This window comes from Mesorhizobium sp. M0816 (assembly GCF_040320005.1).
Taxonomy (GTDB): Bacteria; Pseudomonadota; Alphaproteobacteria; order Rhizobiales; family Rhizobiaceae; genus Mesorhizobium.
In genome coordinates this window covers 1-15,162 of sequence record NZ_JAMYOT010000020.1, presented here as the reverse complement: position 1 = coordinate 15,162, position 15,162 = coordinate 1, and the positions used below count along the sequence as shown (strand labels likewise).

The window sequence follows — 15,162 nt, the reverse complement described above, 5'->3', positions numbered from 1 at the left end:
CGACCAAGAGGCTCATGTCGTGCGGCCAGGCCTAATTGCAGTAGTAGCAGCAACCCTCACCCTCACACTCGCCCTTATCCACGCCCCCGCCCACAGGTGGCGTTAGGCTGTCGGGGAACTCCATGACCACTCCTGGCAATGCGCCGTCCGTGGACTCACAGACTTTGAGCGAGCCGCCGAGTGCCGACGCACAAATCGCGCTTACGTCCAATCCAGGACCCGGTGCGCCTGGCAGGCCGGTGCCGGCTATCCGGTCGATGCTGTCCAATATCGGGAAGGTGTCGATTCCGCCGTAGCCGGTCAGCAGCTTGCCATCTTCCGATGTGCAGGCGTAGCCCGGGTTTGTGATGACCAGCCGTTTGCCATTGATCGTGCAGGTCATGCGGCCGGCGCGCAGTATGCCGACGGTCTGGCCGGCTGCCACCAGCACTTCGATGATGCCGCCTCTCGCCCCCAGCACCATGTGCGGCGTCGCAACCTGCATGACGCCCCCTTTCGAAACCTGGCCGCCATAAAAACGGGCCAGGCCGCTGTTCATCCCGATGTCGATCTTTCCCGATCCGGAGCCCGGATTGTAGACGAACTCGTCGATCGTCAGGCTAGTGTTCGGACCAATCTTGGCGCTCGATTCGTCCCGGAACACCAGCATTCCAAGACCGGTGGGATTGCTGCGCAGCTGGTCGCCGAGTTCGACGCCGGCCCCAACGTTCATTGTCCCGCCGTTGTTGCGCACGATGTTGGTCTGGTAGGCCGTCATCGACCCGACCGTCTCAGCGGCGGATGGTGCCGCGAAGGCAAGGCAGGCGACAAAAATGGCGATCTGACGGTACGGGGTCCTCATCGCGGCCTCTTTCAATTGAGCGTCAACGTGTAGCTCATGAGCATTTCGAACGATTTTCGGTCGCGGTTGGCGATGTCGAAGTTGGTTTCGCGATAGGCGAGATCGACGCTGATCTTCTGCGCCTCCGTCAGCTGAAAATCGCTTTCCGAGGCAATGCGCCAGAAGTCGCTCTTGATATTTGTGCCGATGCCGACGGACAGATCGGGAGTGTTGCTGTGGCCGGCCGAAAAGGCGATCTGGTGCGACCATGCGAAAAGATCCGGTACGTTCATCAACAGGCCGCCATAGCGGACCTCGCCCGTGTAGCTGTGGCCGATTTCGCCAGATCCGGAGGCGAAGTCATTCGAGCCGACCAGCCGCAGTCCGAGCGCCTGGCCATTGCGGAAGCGGTAGCTGCCGCCCGCCTCATAGAAAACCCTGCTATCGGCGAAAATGCCTTGCGAGGCGCTTAGATCGATGTAGCCGCCGCCTGCGAAAAGCGTCGTTTCGACCGTCGGGCGCACAAGAAAGCGCCCACTGACGCCGATGCCGGTCTCGTGGATATCGCTGTCGAAACGATCCGTAACTGTGAACGCCGAAAGCAACAGGCGCAGCGAATCGATCCCACTGTTCGGCAGCCCCTTGTCCCAGGTGATCGCGGCGTTGCCGTGGATGAAGGTCTCCTCGCTACCCGGAACCGACAGGTCTTCCGTGAAAAAGCGCTGTGTCGCGGTCAATGAGCCTGAAAGGACGAGAGCGTCGGCGCTTGGCGTGCCGAGGTCCCACCGGACAAAGCCTTCCGCCCGCCCATAGGGCGAGACGAAGCTGTCGTCGTCCTGCGCCCCGCCTGGCTCAAAATCGGTAAATGCGCTGAACACGCCGCCGGTCAGGGCGAGTTCCCAGGTGACGCCACGCAACGCGCGCTCGATGCGGGCGAGCAGGCGAACGGCTTCCTGCTGCTCACTTGCGGTCAAGCCGCCGACTTCGATGCCGTACTGCACCTGCCGCCGGGCCAATTCATAGGAGCCGACATGATAATACAACCGGCTGGCCGCGAGTCGGGCGCGCGCATCGCGGGGATATTTGATCAGATACTGCTCGATTGAGGAGATCGCCTGATCGTATTGTCCCGCGTTGACGGCAACTGTGACGAACTGGGCGAGCGTTCCGTTGTCGGCCGGACTGGCGATGCGGGCCGAAAACGCATCGTCATATGCCGTAAAAAGACCTTGTGCGCCGGCCGGCAATACGCCGGTACAAAGCAGCGCCGCGGCGCAGCCGAAGATCGTTCGAAACGAAGATTGCATGCCGAGAACCCACCCCAAACCCGACTAGTGCGAACGACTTAGCACGACCACAAGAAAAAGGCGACTGAACTGTCACGAGACCATGCGAGTCTCAGCAGCTGTTGCAGCTGCGCAACAAACTATCGCGTTTATTCCTATTTCGGCTGCGCTGGTTGTCAAAACATCTTCTCAGCGTTGCTGTACATAATTGAAGTATTCGGCACCAGCGGCAACTAACTCAAATCATCATCAGTGGCGGATCGCACAGCCGACAAGATTAATATTGTTTGCGCGATTCTGCGCGTATCTGGTCACCGAATGAGGCTTCAAGGTCACCCACGGCTCATCCAAAGGTCTTCCGTCGCGTTGCGCAAGGGGTCGGAGAGCTGCCGGAAGGTGCTTCTCACGACGCGTGCGCGATGCGGCCTGGCTCTTGCTATTTCGTTGAACGCGACGAGGTCAGCTTATCGCCCCCGACTCCCAAGGACGCGTCACCGGACGCGTCTTTGCTATAGCACGAGCATGGTGGCCAGCCCCAGCATCAGGCCCATGCCTACAATATCGGTCACGGTAGTGAGGAAGATCGCCGAAGCGACCGCCGGATCGGCGCCGACCCGGCGCAGGCCCAGCGGGATCAGCACGCCGGAGATTCCGGACATGAGGCACGATCCGGACATGGCAAGCAGGATCACAAGTGCCAGCATGGGCGCCTGGGCCGCCGACTCCGGTTGCCGCGAGGCGTAGAACCACATCGCCGCAGCCGCAACAAGGCCGACGAGCACGCCGTTGGCGATCCCGAGCGCGCCCTCCCGCATCACCAGGTGCAGCTTCGATCGTTTGTCCACATCCCCCAGGGCAAGGCTACGCAGCGTCATAGCGAGTGCCTGGCAGCCGGTGTTTCCGCTCTGCCCGGCCAAGACCGGGAGGAACGCCGCCAGTGCGACGATCTTCTCGATCGTGCCCGTGAACGAACTGACCACGAAAGCGGCCATGAAGGCCGTCAGCAGGTTCAGCTGCAGCCATGGATGCCGCTTCAAGAAGGCTGAAAACAGCGGCGTAAAAGAACGCTCCTCCTTCTGGACGCCCACCATCTGGCCAGACTGGGCGGAAATCTCGATGATTTGCTGCTCGAACAAGCGCCAGCCGCGAACCTGCCCGAGCAGCCGGTTCTCCGCGTCCACCACCGGATAGACAGGGTACTGACGGCGTACTGCTGCCTTGCAGGCGTCGCTCAAAGACAGACCGACATTAAGGGCGAACGGCCTGGGCAGCATGATCTGATCCACCGTCGCGTCCGCTTCGCTCAGCATCAGATCGCGCAGGACCACCAGGCCAACCAGTTTATTGCCCTCGTCCGTGACGTAGAGATAAGTGAGCTCGGTCGGCACCTGGGCGCGTCTGACCGCCTCCACTGCGGCGGCAACCGTCGTCGCGACAGGAACGCTGGCCGGAATCGGGTCCATCAGCTCGACGAGCGAGTCGGGGACCGCGAAATCCTTGCCACCGCCATGAGACCTGATGGGCCGCATATGCGGTGGCAAATGCTCCGCCACCTTACGGGCGTGCCCGTCCGGCAACAGCTTTAGTGTGTCCCGGATGAACTCGGGAGATTCTCGGGCCAGCAATTCAGCCGCGTCATCAGGTGCTCGAGCACGCAGCGTGCGCACCAACTTCTGAACGTCGTTCTCTTCTTTCATTTGCTACGGCCCCCAAATTGCTGGTGTCTTGCCTCTGACAGTATGACACGGATCGGATCGCTCTGTCTGGCGCGCAGTGGCCCAAGCGCCTCGATCCCGAAATCTTCGCCTCTCGGCGCGCCTAGTGGACCGAGCCCAGACAGATCTGAGCCATTGCGGGGTGCATACAGGCGGGCTGTAACGTCTGCGTGTCGCCGAGAATTTACCGTGTTGCGAACTTCACCGATCTTTTGTTGGGCTCCTGCGAGCACGCCGCACCAATGAAACTTAAACCCGGAAGCACTGCAGAGGCAGTGCCTCCGGCGTTCGAATTGATTTGCCTCATGCGGCGCATCTTGCCAGTTTCACCAGCTCTGGAGGCGAATGAATTCGCCAGGATGTACAAGGTGATCTGCGTGAAACCGTAATTTAGCCTGAGAAAGGGATTCTCTGTATGAAGTCTGTCACGAACGAGAGGTGCTCTTGAGAGCTTACAGGTTTGGGGGCAGGCAGTCTGATTTATGAGACTCGAGCTCGTCGCGGTCCGATCCGAGTTAATGTAGGCCCACTGATCACAGCGGTAGACCGCTCGATCGCACCTGGGGGCGAACGAAACTCGTTTCGAGAGTGGCATCGGTTCGGCACTTGCCGTCTCACCTGGCAGTGATCCGGAGGGCCTGGGATTCCTGGCCGCCCGTCATCGGGGGATGCATATGAGCAACATTATCGCCTCAGGTTTTAACTCAATTTCTGCCAATGCCGGGTTGGAGAGCCTTGCGGCGGACTTTCGCAGCTTTGCCGATATGGCGTCGAAGCCGTCGAACTGGGACTGACGACCCCCGACCTCATAGCCGGTGACCGTATAGTCCCTGAAAAAGCCGAGAGGCTTATCGCGCTGACGAGGCAGTTCGATTTCCGCTATACGGTGCACCGCGTCGTCTCATCGAACCTCACGGACCCGGCGGTCTACCGTTACCAGATTGATGCTGCCAAGGCCCTGGGGGTGGCGCAGACGGCAAAGGCGGATAGCCATCTGAACCTGGTGGTGCTCATCGATTTCAGTCACGCTTATAGTGAATCGACCCATCGCGGCCTGAACTTCCGTGAGCAGCTGCGGGCCATGCCGCCGGTGACGGGCCACCTGCATGTCCATGGTTCCTTCGGGCGCCCACAGGGCTTCCACAGAACCTATCTCCCGCAGGAGGATGCAGCGCTAGGGATAGGCGACCTGCACATGCCGCTCGGCTGGGGCGATATCGAATGGGATGATATCTTCAGCGAGTTAGTCTTCTTGCCAGGGACCGTCCGCATCATGGAAATTGGACCCCGCTATCGCAACGAGCAGCCCGATTGCCTGGCCCGGGTAAAAAACCTCATCGCCTTAAACAATCGCGCTGAGCGCGGAGTAAAGGTCCGGCCTTACGCAGCAAAAGCACCAACAGGCAAACGAGGCGGTGCAGAGCCTCGTTGACGGCTTCAGTGACTGCTATGGCGTTGATAGCTGGTTCAGTTTTACAGTCCGCCGGAATATAGCGTTTGGAGGGGCGGTCGCGTATCCGCCCTCCGCTTTTTCAACATCATCAGCGTGTGTTGTGACAATTACCCGGCCGCGTGTGATCTTGGTGCGCTCTTGTTTGAAGATGTCATGGTATCGAACGACCGAGAACAAATACACCTCAGACCTACCTTCGAATACGGCAACGATTTGATCCCGGCTTACGCCGTTTCTGCCAAAGGTATCGGAGATACCGCCATCGAGAGGAAGCAGCAACGAGTCGCTTCCTCGTTCCTCGATTCCTCGATCTGGAATGGGAGCGCCTTTTGGCACAGACTCGAAGGTTAATGAATGCGTCTTTGATAAGTGCGGGGTAGATCGGGTTTCTTGAGACGAAGATGGAATTGGACGCCGCCCGATGCGCGACGACGGACTTGCCGCGAACAGATGACAAACCGGTCAGCGGCAGCGTAGGACCGTTCATGGCGGGTGAATTCATTTGCCGTCAGATCGGCGGGCGAGCCGAACTCCAGGCCCGCCGCCATTCTCGGGGATGAACTCGACGCCAGCGGCCTCGAGGGCACTGCGTATTGCATCAAGGTTGTTCCGATGTGGAATGCGCGCCCCACGTTCGAAATCAACGACGGTTGCTCTGGAGACGCCGGCTGCCGTTGCAAGTTCGCTCTGGCTCCAATCCAGCATCGCCCTGGCTCCCCTGCATTGTTCCAAGGAAATTAAGCTCATCGGCTGATGTCAGTCTTTTTGGTTGACTTTCGCCTGAGAAATCAGGCAAAATGGGAGACGCTAGGACGGCTGAGCAGGTGTTGCTGCACCTACCCAGCCTGACCGCAACCCAAGCTGATTGGAGCTCGGATCATGGCTGATTCCGACAATACCACGACTCTGCTTCCGTCACCCGCAGGCGAGTGCTTGCGGGAACAGTTGTGGCTACTACCGCGTGGACGCTCGAAGGTAACGCCTCCGCAGATGGCGCCGGAAGTACGAATCTACGATCTGATCCTGCACTGGCGCTTTGGCGGGAATGGCAGAAAGCCGACAAATTGGCCGGGCAGCTCTGCCGCATGCAGCAGCACCTGGAGACGAGGCTTGCTGAGAGCATCGGCTTTCCATGTGTGACCGTCCGCCTGCCAGAGGGAGAGGACGTGACCGTCCACTCGATCGGGGCGGTCAATGATGTACTGGGCAAAGGGCCCGATATGGCGGCTCTCCGCGAGAAGGCCGCAGCTGATTTCGCGGCACATCAGGCCCGCTGGGATGCGGCTGCCGAGGAGATCGGTTACAACGCTGCACTCACGGCCGAACGCGAGGCTGCCGACCAGACGAAGGATCTTCTGGGAGCCTTCTCAACCACCCACGCTACCACTCTTGCCGGTGTGGCGGGCAAGCTCGATGCCGTGTTACGGGAGGGCGAAGCCTGGGAAGAATGCTCCGAGTTTCCATGGCCGCAACTCCGCTCAGCGCTCCGTGATCTGGTGCGCATCTCCGAAGAGTTTGATGCTGACCGGGTGCCGCGTCTAGGTATGCGGCATGACCAAGCTGAAACTCTCCGCCATTCCCGATGGCCGGCCGGTCAAGATCACGATCGAACTGCTTGACGCCGTTCATCGCGATCTCATCACCTATGCTGAATTGCTCGGCCGCAGACCGGATAGATAGTCGCCGATCCGGCAAAGCTGATAGCGCCGATGCTGACCCGGTTCATGACAACGGACAGAGCCTTTGCCAGAGCCGACGAACCCTGAAGCCGGGATGACTTTTCGGATCATTGTGGTCGGAGGGCCGTCAGGACCAATACCGATCGCGCAGGAATGCGATGAAGACCGTGAGGGCAGGATTGACATTGTCCGGGCGCCAACGGGCAAAGCTGGAGATTTGGATTGGCTTGCCCCCGATCCGCAGCTTACGGCAGACGGCGCCTTCAGGAACGCTGTCGGCGTCTCCAGCGTGGATCAGAGCGACACCGAGGCCATTTCCGACAAGGCGCAGAAGGATGCCCGCAGTGACGTGATGTTCGACAATTGCGGGAAGCTGCACGCCATTTCCAACAGCGTCGGCGAGCAGAAATGCTTCGCCCCTACGCATGAGCAGCGTCTCTTGGCCCAATTCCGACCACTCGATTACGGGACGGCTTACGAGAGGATGATTCGGAGCGAGAACAACGGCTAGAGTATCCTTCCACAATTTCAATTCGAATGCGCCGCCAATGGATCGGGAGGAGGAAGTGACGGTAACGTCGACCTCCGCCCCGCCCAACATAGCCCGTGGTTCAGGGTGAGACCCTTCGATCAAGCTGATGGTCACATTTGGATGACATTGCCCGAACTCGATGACCGCATCCAGCGCTCGCCCGGCGAGGATGAGTCCGTTGGAGCCGATGGAAAGCCTTTGTTGTTCATCCTTGATCCCCGTCCTGGCCAGCGTCAGAGTATTGTCCAGTTCGAGTAGCACGGAGCGCAGACGACCCAGGAAACGCTCGCCGGCCGGGGTTGCGCCCACGCCGCGGGCATGGCGATGAAATATCCTCGTTCCCATCGCATATTCGAGATCGCGTATGCGCCGGCTGAGCGCGGAGTGATCGATACCGGCGCGCCGCGCCGCGCGCAGGAAGCTGCCCTCCTCGGCGACCACAAGCGCATAATTAAGTGTCGAGAGTTGAATGGAGCTCCGCATCTCTGCTCAGGTAAGTAGCGACGTTCGCAAGACGTTTGAGCGTTTTTGACGACTGCGGCTATACCCAAATCTCAGTATTGACACCAGATGAGCTGTCCAACCCGTTCCTTTTAGATCACAGTCACAAACGGCATGTGCTTGATCCGCTTCCACTGCTCCTTTGCCGGGGTTCCTGAGCAGCCATGGCGAAATGCACTCTCGGTACGCTTCCGCAGGCTCTTAGTCCGGGCAAGGGCGAGTCTGCGGCACCCGTCGGGTTGGCCAGGCGTCTGACATGCCTAGGCTCGGCACGGGTCGACTTCTGCTTGGTGAACTGCGCAAAACCAGGATGCGACCTATAATCGCCGGATCACGGCATGAGGGAGGATTCGTGTCAGACGGCAGTCAGCGCGGCCGGCAAGGAATTCATCGGTCGCCGTCCGGCATCCCCCGTAGTCATTGTAATCGTCCAAGATCATGACGCCTCCTGGGCTCAACACCTCGAAGGTTCGCTCAAGACAGAACTTGACCGGATCGTGCCAATCGCAATCGAGATGGGCCAACGCTATTCTGGTTTTCGGATCAAGATCTACCGTGTCTTCGAACAGGCCCTTATGAAGGACGATCCTTTCGCCATCGACCGGGACGCCAAAACCCGTGAAGCTGGCACTCACCTTATCGAATAGGTTGCCTTGATACCGGTAATAGGTGTCACCGCCAATTCCTGTGGATCGTCCCGACCGGATGGTCTCGTAACGGGCCTTGGATTTTTCGTCGTCCTGTTCTGTCGGGCTCGGGATCATGCCAAACACATCGTAGCCGTGGAAATGACGGTTTCCGTCGAGTTCGGACGCAATGTAGATTGCCGAACCACCGAGTGCGATCCCGTATTCTATGAAATCGCCGGGTACCTTTTCACGCCCCAGCTGCCTGATCGCATCGCGAAGGCTGATAAACTTTGCGTCCGAAAGATACGTCAGCCTACTCTAAGCCTGTTTGCATTCTTCAGTACGCGTAGGGTCACTCTCGACAACATCTTGTGGTCCCCTCCAAGATCGCAAACGCCGTGTCGCTCCAAGTTGAGCGCGGCAAACACTTAGCACAACCACCGACTATCTCAACCTCCCTGCGAGGGCGGACAGGAACTGCCATGGACAGCACGTTCAATGGGCGCTGCGAAGCGCATTAGCGATCTCGACATTCCGCGCATTGGCGCGACGATCGGCGTCGGCGAGGACGAAGTTCACGCCTTCATGGATATCGAGGCGGCAGGGTCCGGTTTTGATAGCGAGGGCCGGCCGAAGCTGCTGTTCGAGCCGCATGTCGTCCATCGCAACCTGTCCGGCGCCAAGCGTGCCGCCGCGGTGAAGGCCGGGCTCGCCTATGCCAAATGGGGCGCGAAGCCCTATCCGAAGGACAGCTATCCGCGCCTGGTCGCGGCCATGGCGATCGAAGAGGCGGCGGCGCTCAAGTCGGCATCATGGGGCCTGACGCAGATCTTGGGCGAGAACTTCAAGGCCGCCGGCTTCCCGTCCATCCGGGCCATGGTGCAGGCGTTCATGGATGACGAGGCGGCGCATCTCGAGGCGACGGTGAAGCTGCTTGTCGCCTGGAAGGTGGACGACGATCTCCCCGCATCGCTGGCCGGTTGTCGCCGAGACCTGGAACGGCCCCGGCTAGAAGAAGAACCGCTACGATTTCGAACCTCGCCACGGCCTATCCCAAGTGGCAGAGGCTTCACGCACCGACGTCGAGAACGAGGCGCGCCCGCGCCATGGCGCTAATCGAACAGAGGAACCACGACATCCGGAAATCACCGATCTGGATGCTGCTCATCTGTGCGGTGAGCTCGGCGGTCGCTGGGTGCCAAACGAAGACCGCTGCGACTGAGGGCGCCGGCTTCTCGCTGCTGACACCAGCATCCGCGACACGCGACTTTATCATCAAGAACGACCGGCCATTCGCCAATCAGGTGGCCGGCAATAACCGGACGTGCCAGCGCGCGCCGGCCTGCACGAAGTAAGGATGGCCGGCAGCATGCGCATTTGGCTTGGCCCGGTCCTGGTCACGATCAACAACGGTCGGACGTTGCCCGTCTTCGCCGACGCTTCGAAGCGGGCCGTCGTGCTGGTCTCCAGATCCCGACATGCCTGCGCAAGGTCGTGGTGAGCGCCAGCCCGAGATGAAGTCGATATCGTTGGCCACCAGTCGATGACCTGCGGACTGCAATAATGGCTGTCGGCCCGGATCAGGATCCGGGTGTTCGGCCAATTGCTCCGGATCGCCCGCACCAGGCGTCGCAGGTGGGAGGCGGATTTCTGCCCCAGTCGGCCGCTTGTCCGGTCGCAGGGTCGCGCTGGCGAAACGTCCCGCACCATCGAACACCACGATCAGCCGGAAGCCGTATTCGTCGTAATGGGCATTGAACAGCCGCAATTGCTGGCTGCCATGCACGGCGTCAAAGGTGTCGTCAATGTCGAGCACGATCCGCTTGGAGCCTGGCGGAAGGACCAGTTGCCGCACCCCGGGGCAAGTTCTCCAGCCGGCACATCGTCGACCGGGAGGCCAGATCCCGACCCGAAGGCAGCGCATCCTGGGCGATCTTTAAGATCGGATCGGAGCGCGGCCGGTTGGCGTCGTTGCCATCCTAATAACTGGCGGCAATCATCTTGCCGTAAGAAACCAAATCCTGCGTCATTTCAACAGCCTACACCAAATTCGCCAACCCCCATGAATTTCTCAGGGTAGACAGCAGTCTCAGGATTCACAAGCGCAATCTGAAGATTGCTTGACGGCCCGCCGCACTTCTTGTCCACATCAGAAATCAGCCTCTGGTCTCCTGAGCAGGCCGATCCGCGGCTGTTTACGAGGGCGGCAAATCCAGTTTAACAGCGAGATTGGCGGGGGAAATGGCGTTTTCGAAAATGGCGGCGAGAAGATGGCCCCCTGCTTTCGAAAGGTGTGTCTTGTCCTGGTATAAAATCTCGTCGCCCGCTTTCAACCGGCAATCACTTGGCCCGCACAACGCCGGCACGATCGGGATGAATTGAACCGAGCGCGGAAGCAGATCGGACAGGAACTTGTTGTCATTCCAGTGCGGTTCGGCCGGCATGGTCGAACAGGGCGCGTCGGCCGTTCCCATGAAATAGGCGCGGATCAGGCAGACTAGCACATCGGTCGGGGGTTCTGGCGCCGGTCCAACGACAGCGGTCTTGATGCCGCGTGCCGCCAGCCTGTAGGCGGTGCTCCGTATAGACGACGACAAGTTGGCCCTGGAAACCTCCGGCGAAGGCCAGGTGCCATCCCTCGAAAGAAGGCTTCTGTCGCTTCTAGAATAGGTGTTCCACCGCCCGGCCAGGATCACGAGGGAGACGTTCGGGTCGTCAAGGATTCCCTTCAGCGCGGCCGAGTTGAAGGCCGGACAATCGGCCCGCATTGGGCTTGAAGGGAGCATCTGTAACTCGGGCAATGGTGCGCACCCGGCCTTTGTAATCTGCCTGACGCGCACACCTATCGCTTTGCCAGCCTCATCGAGGGATGACGCCAAATGTGCGGCGTGGGAATCGCCCCATAAAACGATCGTAGGTGACAGCGTGTCTTCGCTGCCGAGTATGCATTTGCTCCCGGCGGGAATAAGTGCACCGCGCATGAGGCACGGCGAAGCCTGAAACGTGGCTCTCTCTGCCATCATAGCCGCAACCGATGGGGCCATGGCTGGCCCTCTGTTTGGGAACCCTTGGCCTTTGATGATGACTAGGGATAGGCAGCAAGCAACCACCATGGCGCTGGCAGCCGGGACGGCCCACCTCCAAATCGCCGTTTCCTGCTTCTGACGGAATGGGCGCTCCACAAACCGCCAGGAAAGAGTGGAGATGAGCAGTGCTGCAACAACGATGCTCACCCGCTCCGAGACAAACAGGTCCCGGTCTTTGTAGATCCCTAAGAAGACCAGCAGCGGCCAATGCCAAAGGTAAAGCGAGTAGGAAATCAGCCCGACGAAAGCGGCCGGAGAAACGGATAGCGCTCTCGAAACTGCGGTCTGATGGCGGATGCCGGCGGCGATCACAAGGGCGGCTCCAATGCAAGGGCCGAGTGCAGAGAGGCCGGGGAACGGCGTATCGCTGTCGATTATGAATAGCGAAGCGACAATGAGCGCAAGACCGGCGAGAGCGGCGATTTCGGCCGGTCTCCGCTCGAGCCGAGCGGCCATCGCTTTAACCGACGGCAGCGCGATGATCCCGCCAAGGAGCAGTTCCCACGCCCGCGTCGGGAGCATGTAGAACACGAAGGGCTGATCGACTGGAAGCCAATACTGGCCGGCGGCAATCGAGGCGACGCCGAGCGCTGAGACGATTATCAAAGCCCACGGCCTCAGCCATGCCATCAGGATCATTAGCGCCAGCGGCCACAGCAGATAGAACTGCTCCTCGACCGCGAGCGACCACGTATGCAGAAGCGGGAGCGATCCGGCGGCTGCGGTGAAATAGTCCGTGTTTCGATAGAAAAAGATGTTCGCGCCGGACAGCGCAGCGGCAATCGCACTCTTGCTGAAGCTAATGAATTCTCCCGGCGGCAGCACAAACCACGCCATCACAAAGCAGGCACCGAGCATCGCGAACAGGGCCGGGAAAATCCGGCGAACGCGGCGATGGTAGAATTCTACCAGCGAAAATGTGTCGTTCTTGATCCGCTCGATGATGTCGGAAGTGATTAGAAACCCGGAGATGACAAAGAAAATATCGACTCCGATAAAGCCGCCGCTGATCGCAGAAAATCCGGCGTGGTAGAGGACAACAGGAACAACGGCCACGGCCCGCAGTCCGCTGATGTCGGGTCTATAATTCATGCTGCGTCCCCCTAGGGTCGCGGCAATCTAAACGTCTTCCGGGACGTCAAAGTCAACCCACAACTCAGAGACTACCATGGACCTTTTATTCAAAGGCGCTGCCAAGCGCCTCGATGATCTCGATTTGCCACCGCTCAGCGCTCGGATCGGCGTCGGCGAGGACGAGATCCAAATGGTTGTCCAGGCAGATTGCCCTTCAGCAGCCGGCTTGAGCGGTACGACTGCGAGTACAAACGCAACGGTACCGCCAACCTGTTCGTCTTCCTGACGCGCACCGCTCCTGGCGCAAAGTCAAGGTCACCGAGCGACGCGCGGCACAAGACTTTGCCTACTGCATGCGCGACCTCCTCGATATCCATTACCCAAAGGCCGAACGCGTCAGGGTGGTGCTCGATAATCTGTCAACCCACTCGGCCGCTATGCTCTACCAGGCCAGGCCCGCTTCAGAGGCGCGACGCATCCTTCGACGGCTGGAATTCCACTACACGCCCAAACACGCCAGCTGGCTCAACATGGTCGAGATCAAAATTCGGCGTTCTGCGCGGCTAGTCTAGTGCCTCGATCGTCGGATCGACAGCTACGATCGCCTCGTCGCAGAGACCGCTGCCTGGGAGCATCTGCGAAACACGAGCCGCGCCCGGACCAACTGGATGTTCTGTACCGAAAACGCACGCCTTAAGATGGCCAAAGCCTAGCCCAAGCCGACTTCCAAAGGAGTCATAACCTCTGTGCAGAGATACTAGCGTTTTGATGACGTTCGCGAGGTGCGCGTGCCGAGCACAGTACGTGACCGATCTTCGTACTGAGCGGATTCGTTGGTTCATTCACACACTTGGTCCCAGGTGCGAGACTTCGACTACCGCTCGAGGCTCTCGCCGTGATTGTAGGCGCCCCGCTCGACCCAAGGCCGGGCCCCACCGATACAATAGTCAAGGAGATGGTGGGATCCAAGCGACAGAGGCTCAACCATGCCAAAGCCCTCGGCCTCCACAGCCAGAAAGCTGGGGTTACAACAACCCCAATGGCACCCACGAAAAACGGTTAGGGCTCAAACCGAGAATGGCTTGAAGCGGGCCGGACTTCGAAGCAACGCCTGAAGCCGTCCGCGCTCGCTTGACAGGTACCAAGCCACGTATCCGCGCGCCGGCCGAAACGCGACAGGTGGCGTGATGGATCCCAAAACATTGTCGGCTGACGAACGTAGCGCCTTTCTTACCAACATCGAGATGAGATGTGAAAGCGTGGTCGAACACATCGCGCACATTCGGCGAGTTCAAGAACACTGGCGCGCCGTTCGCGCTGATTACCCTATAGTCAATTGCTCGGGGGTGCTGCTCACAGTCCGCACCACCCGCCCCCGCGGGGGCACACGCAAAGGGCGCGCGGATGTCTGCGCCAAGCGACGGTTCCTATAGCAGGCGTGTGGATCGGCTTCGCCTCTTCACCGGCACGCCGATGTAATCCCGGGTAAACGTCAGCCCGAAGGCGGTACCCACGTCCGAACATCAGGTGCTTGAACAAAGACGGAGCGGCGGACCGGCTCGAAGGTCCGCCGTCCTGGGTCGTTCAGATCACAAGGAATGAACCTGCCGTAAGCGACAGACCTGGGGAGAGAGTGGCGAACTGTATTTGAGCTGCGCCGCCGATCCCGTCGCTATCGAAAGAGAGCGCTCCGGTTGAACTGTTGTAGATGATATGATCGGAGCTATCATGCGCAGCCGTGCCAGCAAAGAAAGCATCGGATGAAAGGCCGCCCAACTTAAGCCCGGCAAAAACGGCGTCGTCGAGGTGGATCTTGTCCTGGAGCTTGTTGAAGTCGGTGACCTTGTCGATATTGCCGGCTCCAAGAGCGCTGTTGAACACGAAAGCATCATTGCCTCCGTTACCGGTCAAGATGTCGGCACCGCCGCCACCGTTGATGATGTTCGCGCCGGAATTGCCTTGGACAGTCTGGGCAAAGGCGTTGCCGGTCAGGTTGATTGCAGACGTACCGGACGGATTGGTGGTGGCGAGAAACTGGATCGACGAGCCAGCGGAAAGGGCATAGCTCACCGCGCTGAGCACTTTGTCGGTGCCGCCGCCCACCGCCTCAATCACCTTGTCGCCGGCATTGTCGACATTGTATGTGTCGTTGCCGCCATAGCCGGCCATCGTGTCGGCTCCGCCGCGGCCGTTGATAACATTGGCTCCGGCATTGCCCTGGATCGTCTGGGCGAACTCATTGCCGGTCAGGTTGATGGCTGTGGTGCCGGACGCGTTCGCGGTCGCGAGAAACTGGATCGACGAGCCAGCGGAAAGGGCATAGCTCACCGCGCTGAGCACTTTGTCGGTGCCGCCGCCCACCGCCTCAATCACCTTGTCGCCGGCAT

The 15,162-nt window shown here is 59.8% G+C and carries 10 protein-coding genes and 4 pseudogenes; 5 read left to right on the top strand and 9 right to left on the bottom strand.

Annotated elements, in window-relative coordinates; all coding sequences use genetic code 11:
* Positions 1–31 precede the first annotated feature (31 nt).
* The 3 genes from NKI17_RS25820 to NKI17_RS25810 form a co-directional block, all read right to left on the bottom strand.
* Entirely contained in the window at positions 32–856 is an 825-nt protein-coding gene (locus tag NKI17_RS25820; RefSeq protein WP_352622619.1) for a FecR family protein, read from the bottom strand.
* Positions 853–2,127 (bottom strand): tetratricopeptide repeat protein, encoded by a 1,275-nt coding sequence (locus tag NKI17_RS25815; RefSeq protein WP_352906975.1) that lies wholly within the window; start codon positions 2,125–2,127, stop codon positions 853–855. The genes NKI17_RS25820 and NKI17_RS25815 overlap by 4 nt, the downstream gene beginning before the upstream one ends.
* 488 nt (positions 2,128–2,615) lie before the next feature.
* Positions 2,616–3,803, bottom strand: a complete 1,188-nt coding sequence (locus tag NKI17_RS25810) for a magnesium transporter (protein WP_352906974.1) — start codon at positions 3,801–3,803, stop codon at positions 2,616–2,618.
* Positions 3,804–4,495: 692 nt separating this feature from the next.
* Here NKI17_RS25810 and NKI17_RS25805 point away from each other — a divergent pair.
* Positions 4,496–5,253 (top strand): annotated as a pseudogene (locus NKI17_RS25805) (apurinic/apyrimidinic endonuclease family protein).
* A gap of 519 nt (positions 5,254–5,772) precedes the next feature.
* Here NKI17_RS25805 and NKI17_RS25800 read toward each other — a convergent pair.
* The gene (locus NKI17_RS25800; protein ID WP_352750123.1) at positions 5,773–6,021 is read right to left on the bottom strand and encodes a helix-turn-helix transcriptional regulator; all 249 of its coding nucleotides are present in this window, start codon (positions 6,019–6,021) and stop codon (positions 5,773–5,775) included.
* Positions 6,022–6,221: 200 nt separating this feature from the next.
* Between NKI17_RS25800 and NKI17_RS25795 the strand changes: the two genes are divergently transcribed.
* Both NKI17_RS25795 and NKI17_RS25790 read left to right on the top strand, forming a co-directional pair.
* Positions 6,222–6,893, top strand: a complete 672-nt coding sequence (locus NKI17_RS25795; RefSeq protein ID WP_352906973.1) for a hypothetical protein — start codon at positions 6,222–6,224, stop codon at positions 6,891–6,893.
* Positions 6,826–7,040: pseudogene (locus tag NKI17_RS25790) on the top strand (DUF2274 domain-containing protein). The gene NKI17_RS25795 and the pseudogene NKI17_RS25790 overlap by 68 nt, the downstream one beginning before the upstream one ends.
* 40 nt (positions 7,041–7,080) lie before the next feature.
* Here NKI17_RS25790 and NKI17_RS25785 read toward each other — a convergent pair.
* Both NKI17_RS25785 and NKI17_RS25780 read right to left on the bottom strand, forming a co-directional pair.
* Entirely contained in the window at positions 7,081–7,968 is an 888-nt protein-coding gene (locus NKI17_RS25785) for a LysR family transcriptional regulator (RefSeq protein ID WP_352750121.1), read from the bottom strand.
* A 335-nt stretch (positions 7,969–8,303) separates the two neighbouring features.
* Entirely contained in the window at positions 8,304–8,873 is a 570-nt protein-coding gene (locus NKI17_RS25780; RefSeq protein ID WP_352907004.1) for a TylF/MycF/NovP-related O-methyltransferase, read from the bottom strand.
* A gap of 240 nt (positions 8,874–9,113) precedes the next feature.
* Here NKI17_RS25780 and NKI17_RS25775 point away from each other — a divergent pair, with 240 nt between their 5' ends.
* Positions 9,114–9,731: an N-acetylmuramidase domain-containing protein gene (locus NKI17_RS25775; RefSeq protein ID WP_352906972.1), complete on the top strand. Its 618-nt coding sequence runs from the start codon at positions 9,114–9,116 to the stop codon at positions 9,729–9,731.
* Positions 9,732–10,028: 297 nt separating this feature from the next.
* Here NKI17_RS25775 and NKI17_RS25770 read toward each other — a convergent pair.
* Together NKI17_RS25770 and NKI17_RS25765 are read right to left on the bottom strand one after the other, a co-directional pair.
* Positions 10,029–10,594 (bottom strand): annotated as a pseudogene (locus NKI17_RS25770) (transposase); the annotation flags it as partial.
* Positions 10,595–10,810: 216 nt separating this feature from the next.
* Positions 10,811–12,793 (bottom strand): acyltransferase family protein, encoded by a 1,983-nt coding sequence (locus NKI17_RS25765; protein WP_352906971.1) that lies wholly within the window; start codon positions 12,791–12,793, stop codon positions 10,811–10,813.
* 204 nt (positions 12,794–12,997) lie between these two features.
* On the opposite strand from NKI17_RS25765, the pseudogene NKI17_RS25760 reads away from it, so the two are divergent.
* Positions 12,998–13,488: pseudogene (locus NKI17_RS25760) on the top strand (transposase); the annotation flags it as partial.
* An 871-nt stretch (positions 13,489–14,359) separates the two neighbouring features.
* On the opposite strand, the gene NKI17_RS25755 reads toward NKI17_RS25760, so the two are convergent.
* On the bottom strand, positions 14,360–15,136 hold the full coding sequence (locus NKI17_RS25755; RefSeq protein ID WP_352906970.1) for a calcium-binding protein: 777 nt from the start codon (positions 15,134–15,136) through the stop codon (positions 14,360–14,362).
* Positions 15,137–15,162 lie beyond the last annotated feature (26 nt).

Excerpts from the sequence above, each read along its gene's own strand:
- NKI17_RS25815 (WP_352906975.1), bottom strand. The coding sequence starts at position 2,127 with ATGCAATCTTCGTTTCGAACGATCTTCGGCTGCGCCGCGGCGCTGCTT.
- NKI17_RS25810 (WP_352906974.1), bottom strand. The coding sequence starts at position 3,803 with ATGAAAGAAGAGAACGACGTTCAGAAGTTGGTGCGCACGCTGCGTGCT.
- NKI17_RS25800 (WP_352750123.1), bottom strand. The coding sequence starts at position 6,021 with ATGAGCTTAATTTCCTTGGAACAATGCAGGGGAGCCAGGGCGATGCTG.
- NKI17_RS25785 (WP_352750121.1), bottom strand. The coding sequence starts at position 7,968 with ATGCGGAGCTCCATTCAACTCTCGACACTTAATTATGCGCTTGTGGTC.
- NKI17_RS25775 (WP_352906972.1), top strand. The coding sequence starts at position 9,114 with ATGGGCGCTGCGAAGCGCATTAGCGATCTCGACATTCCGCGCATTGGC.
- NKI17_RS25765 (WP_352906971.1), bottom strand. The coding sequence starts at position 12,793 with ATGAATTATAGACCCGACATCAGCGGACTGCGGGCCGTGGCCGTTGTT.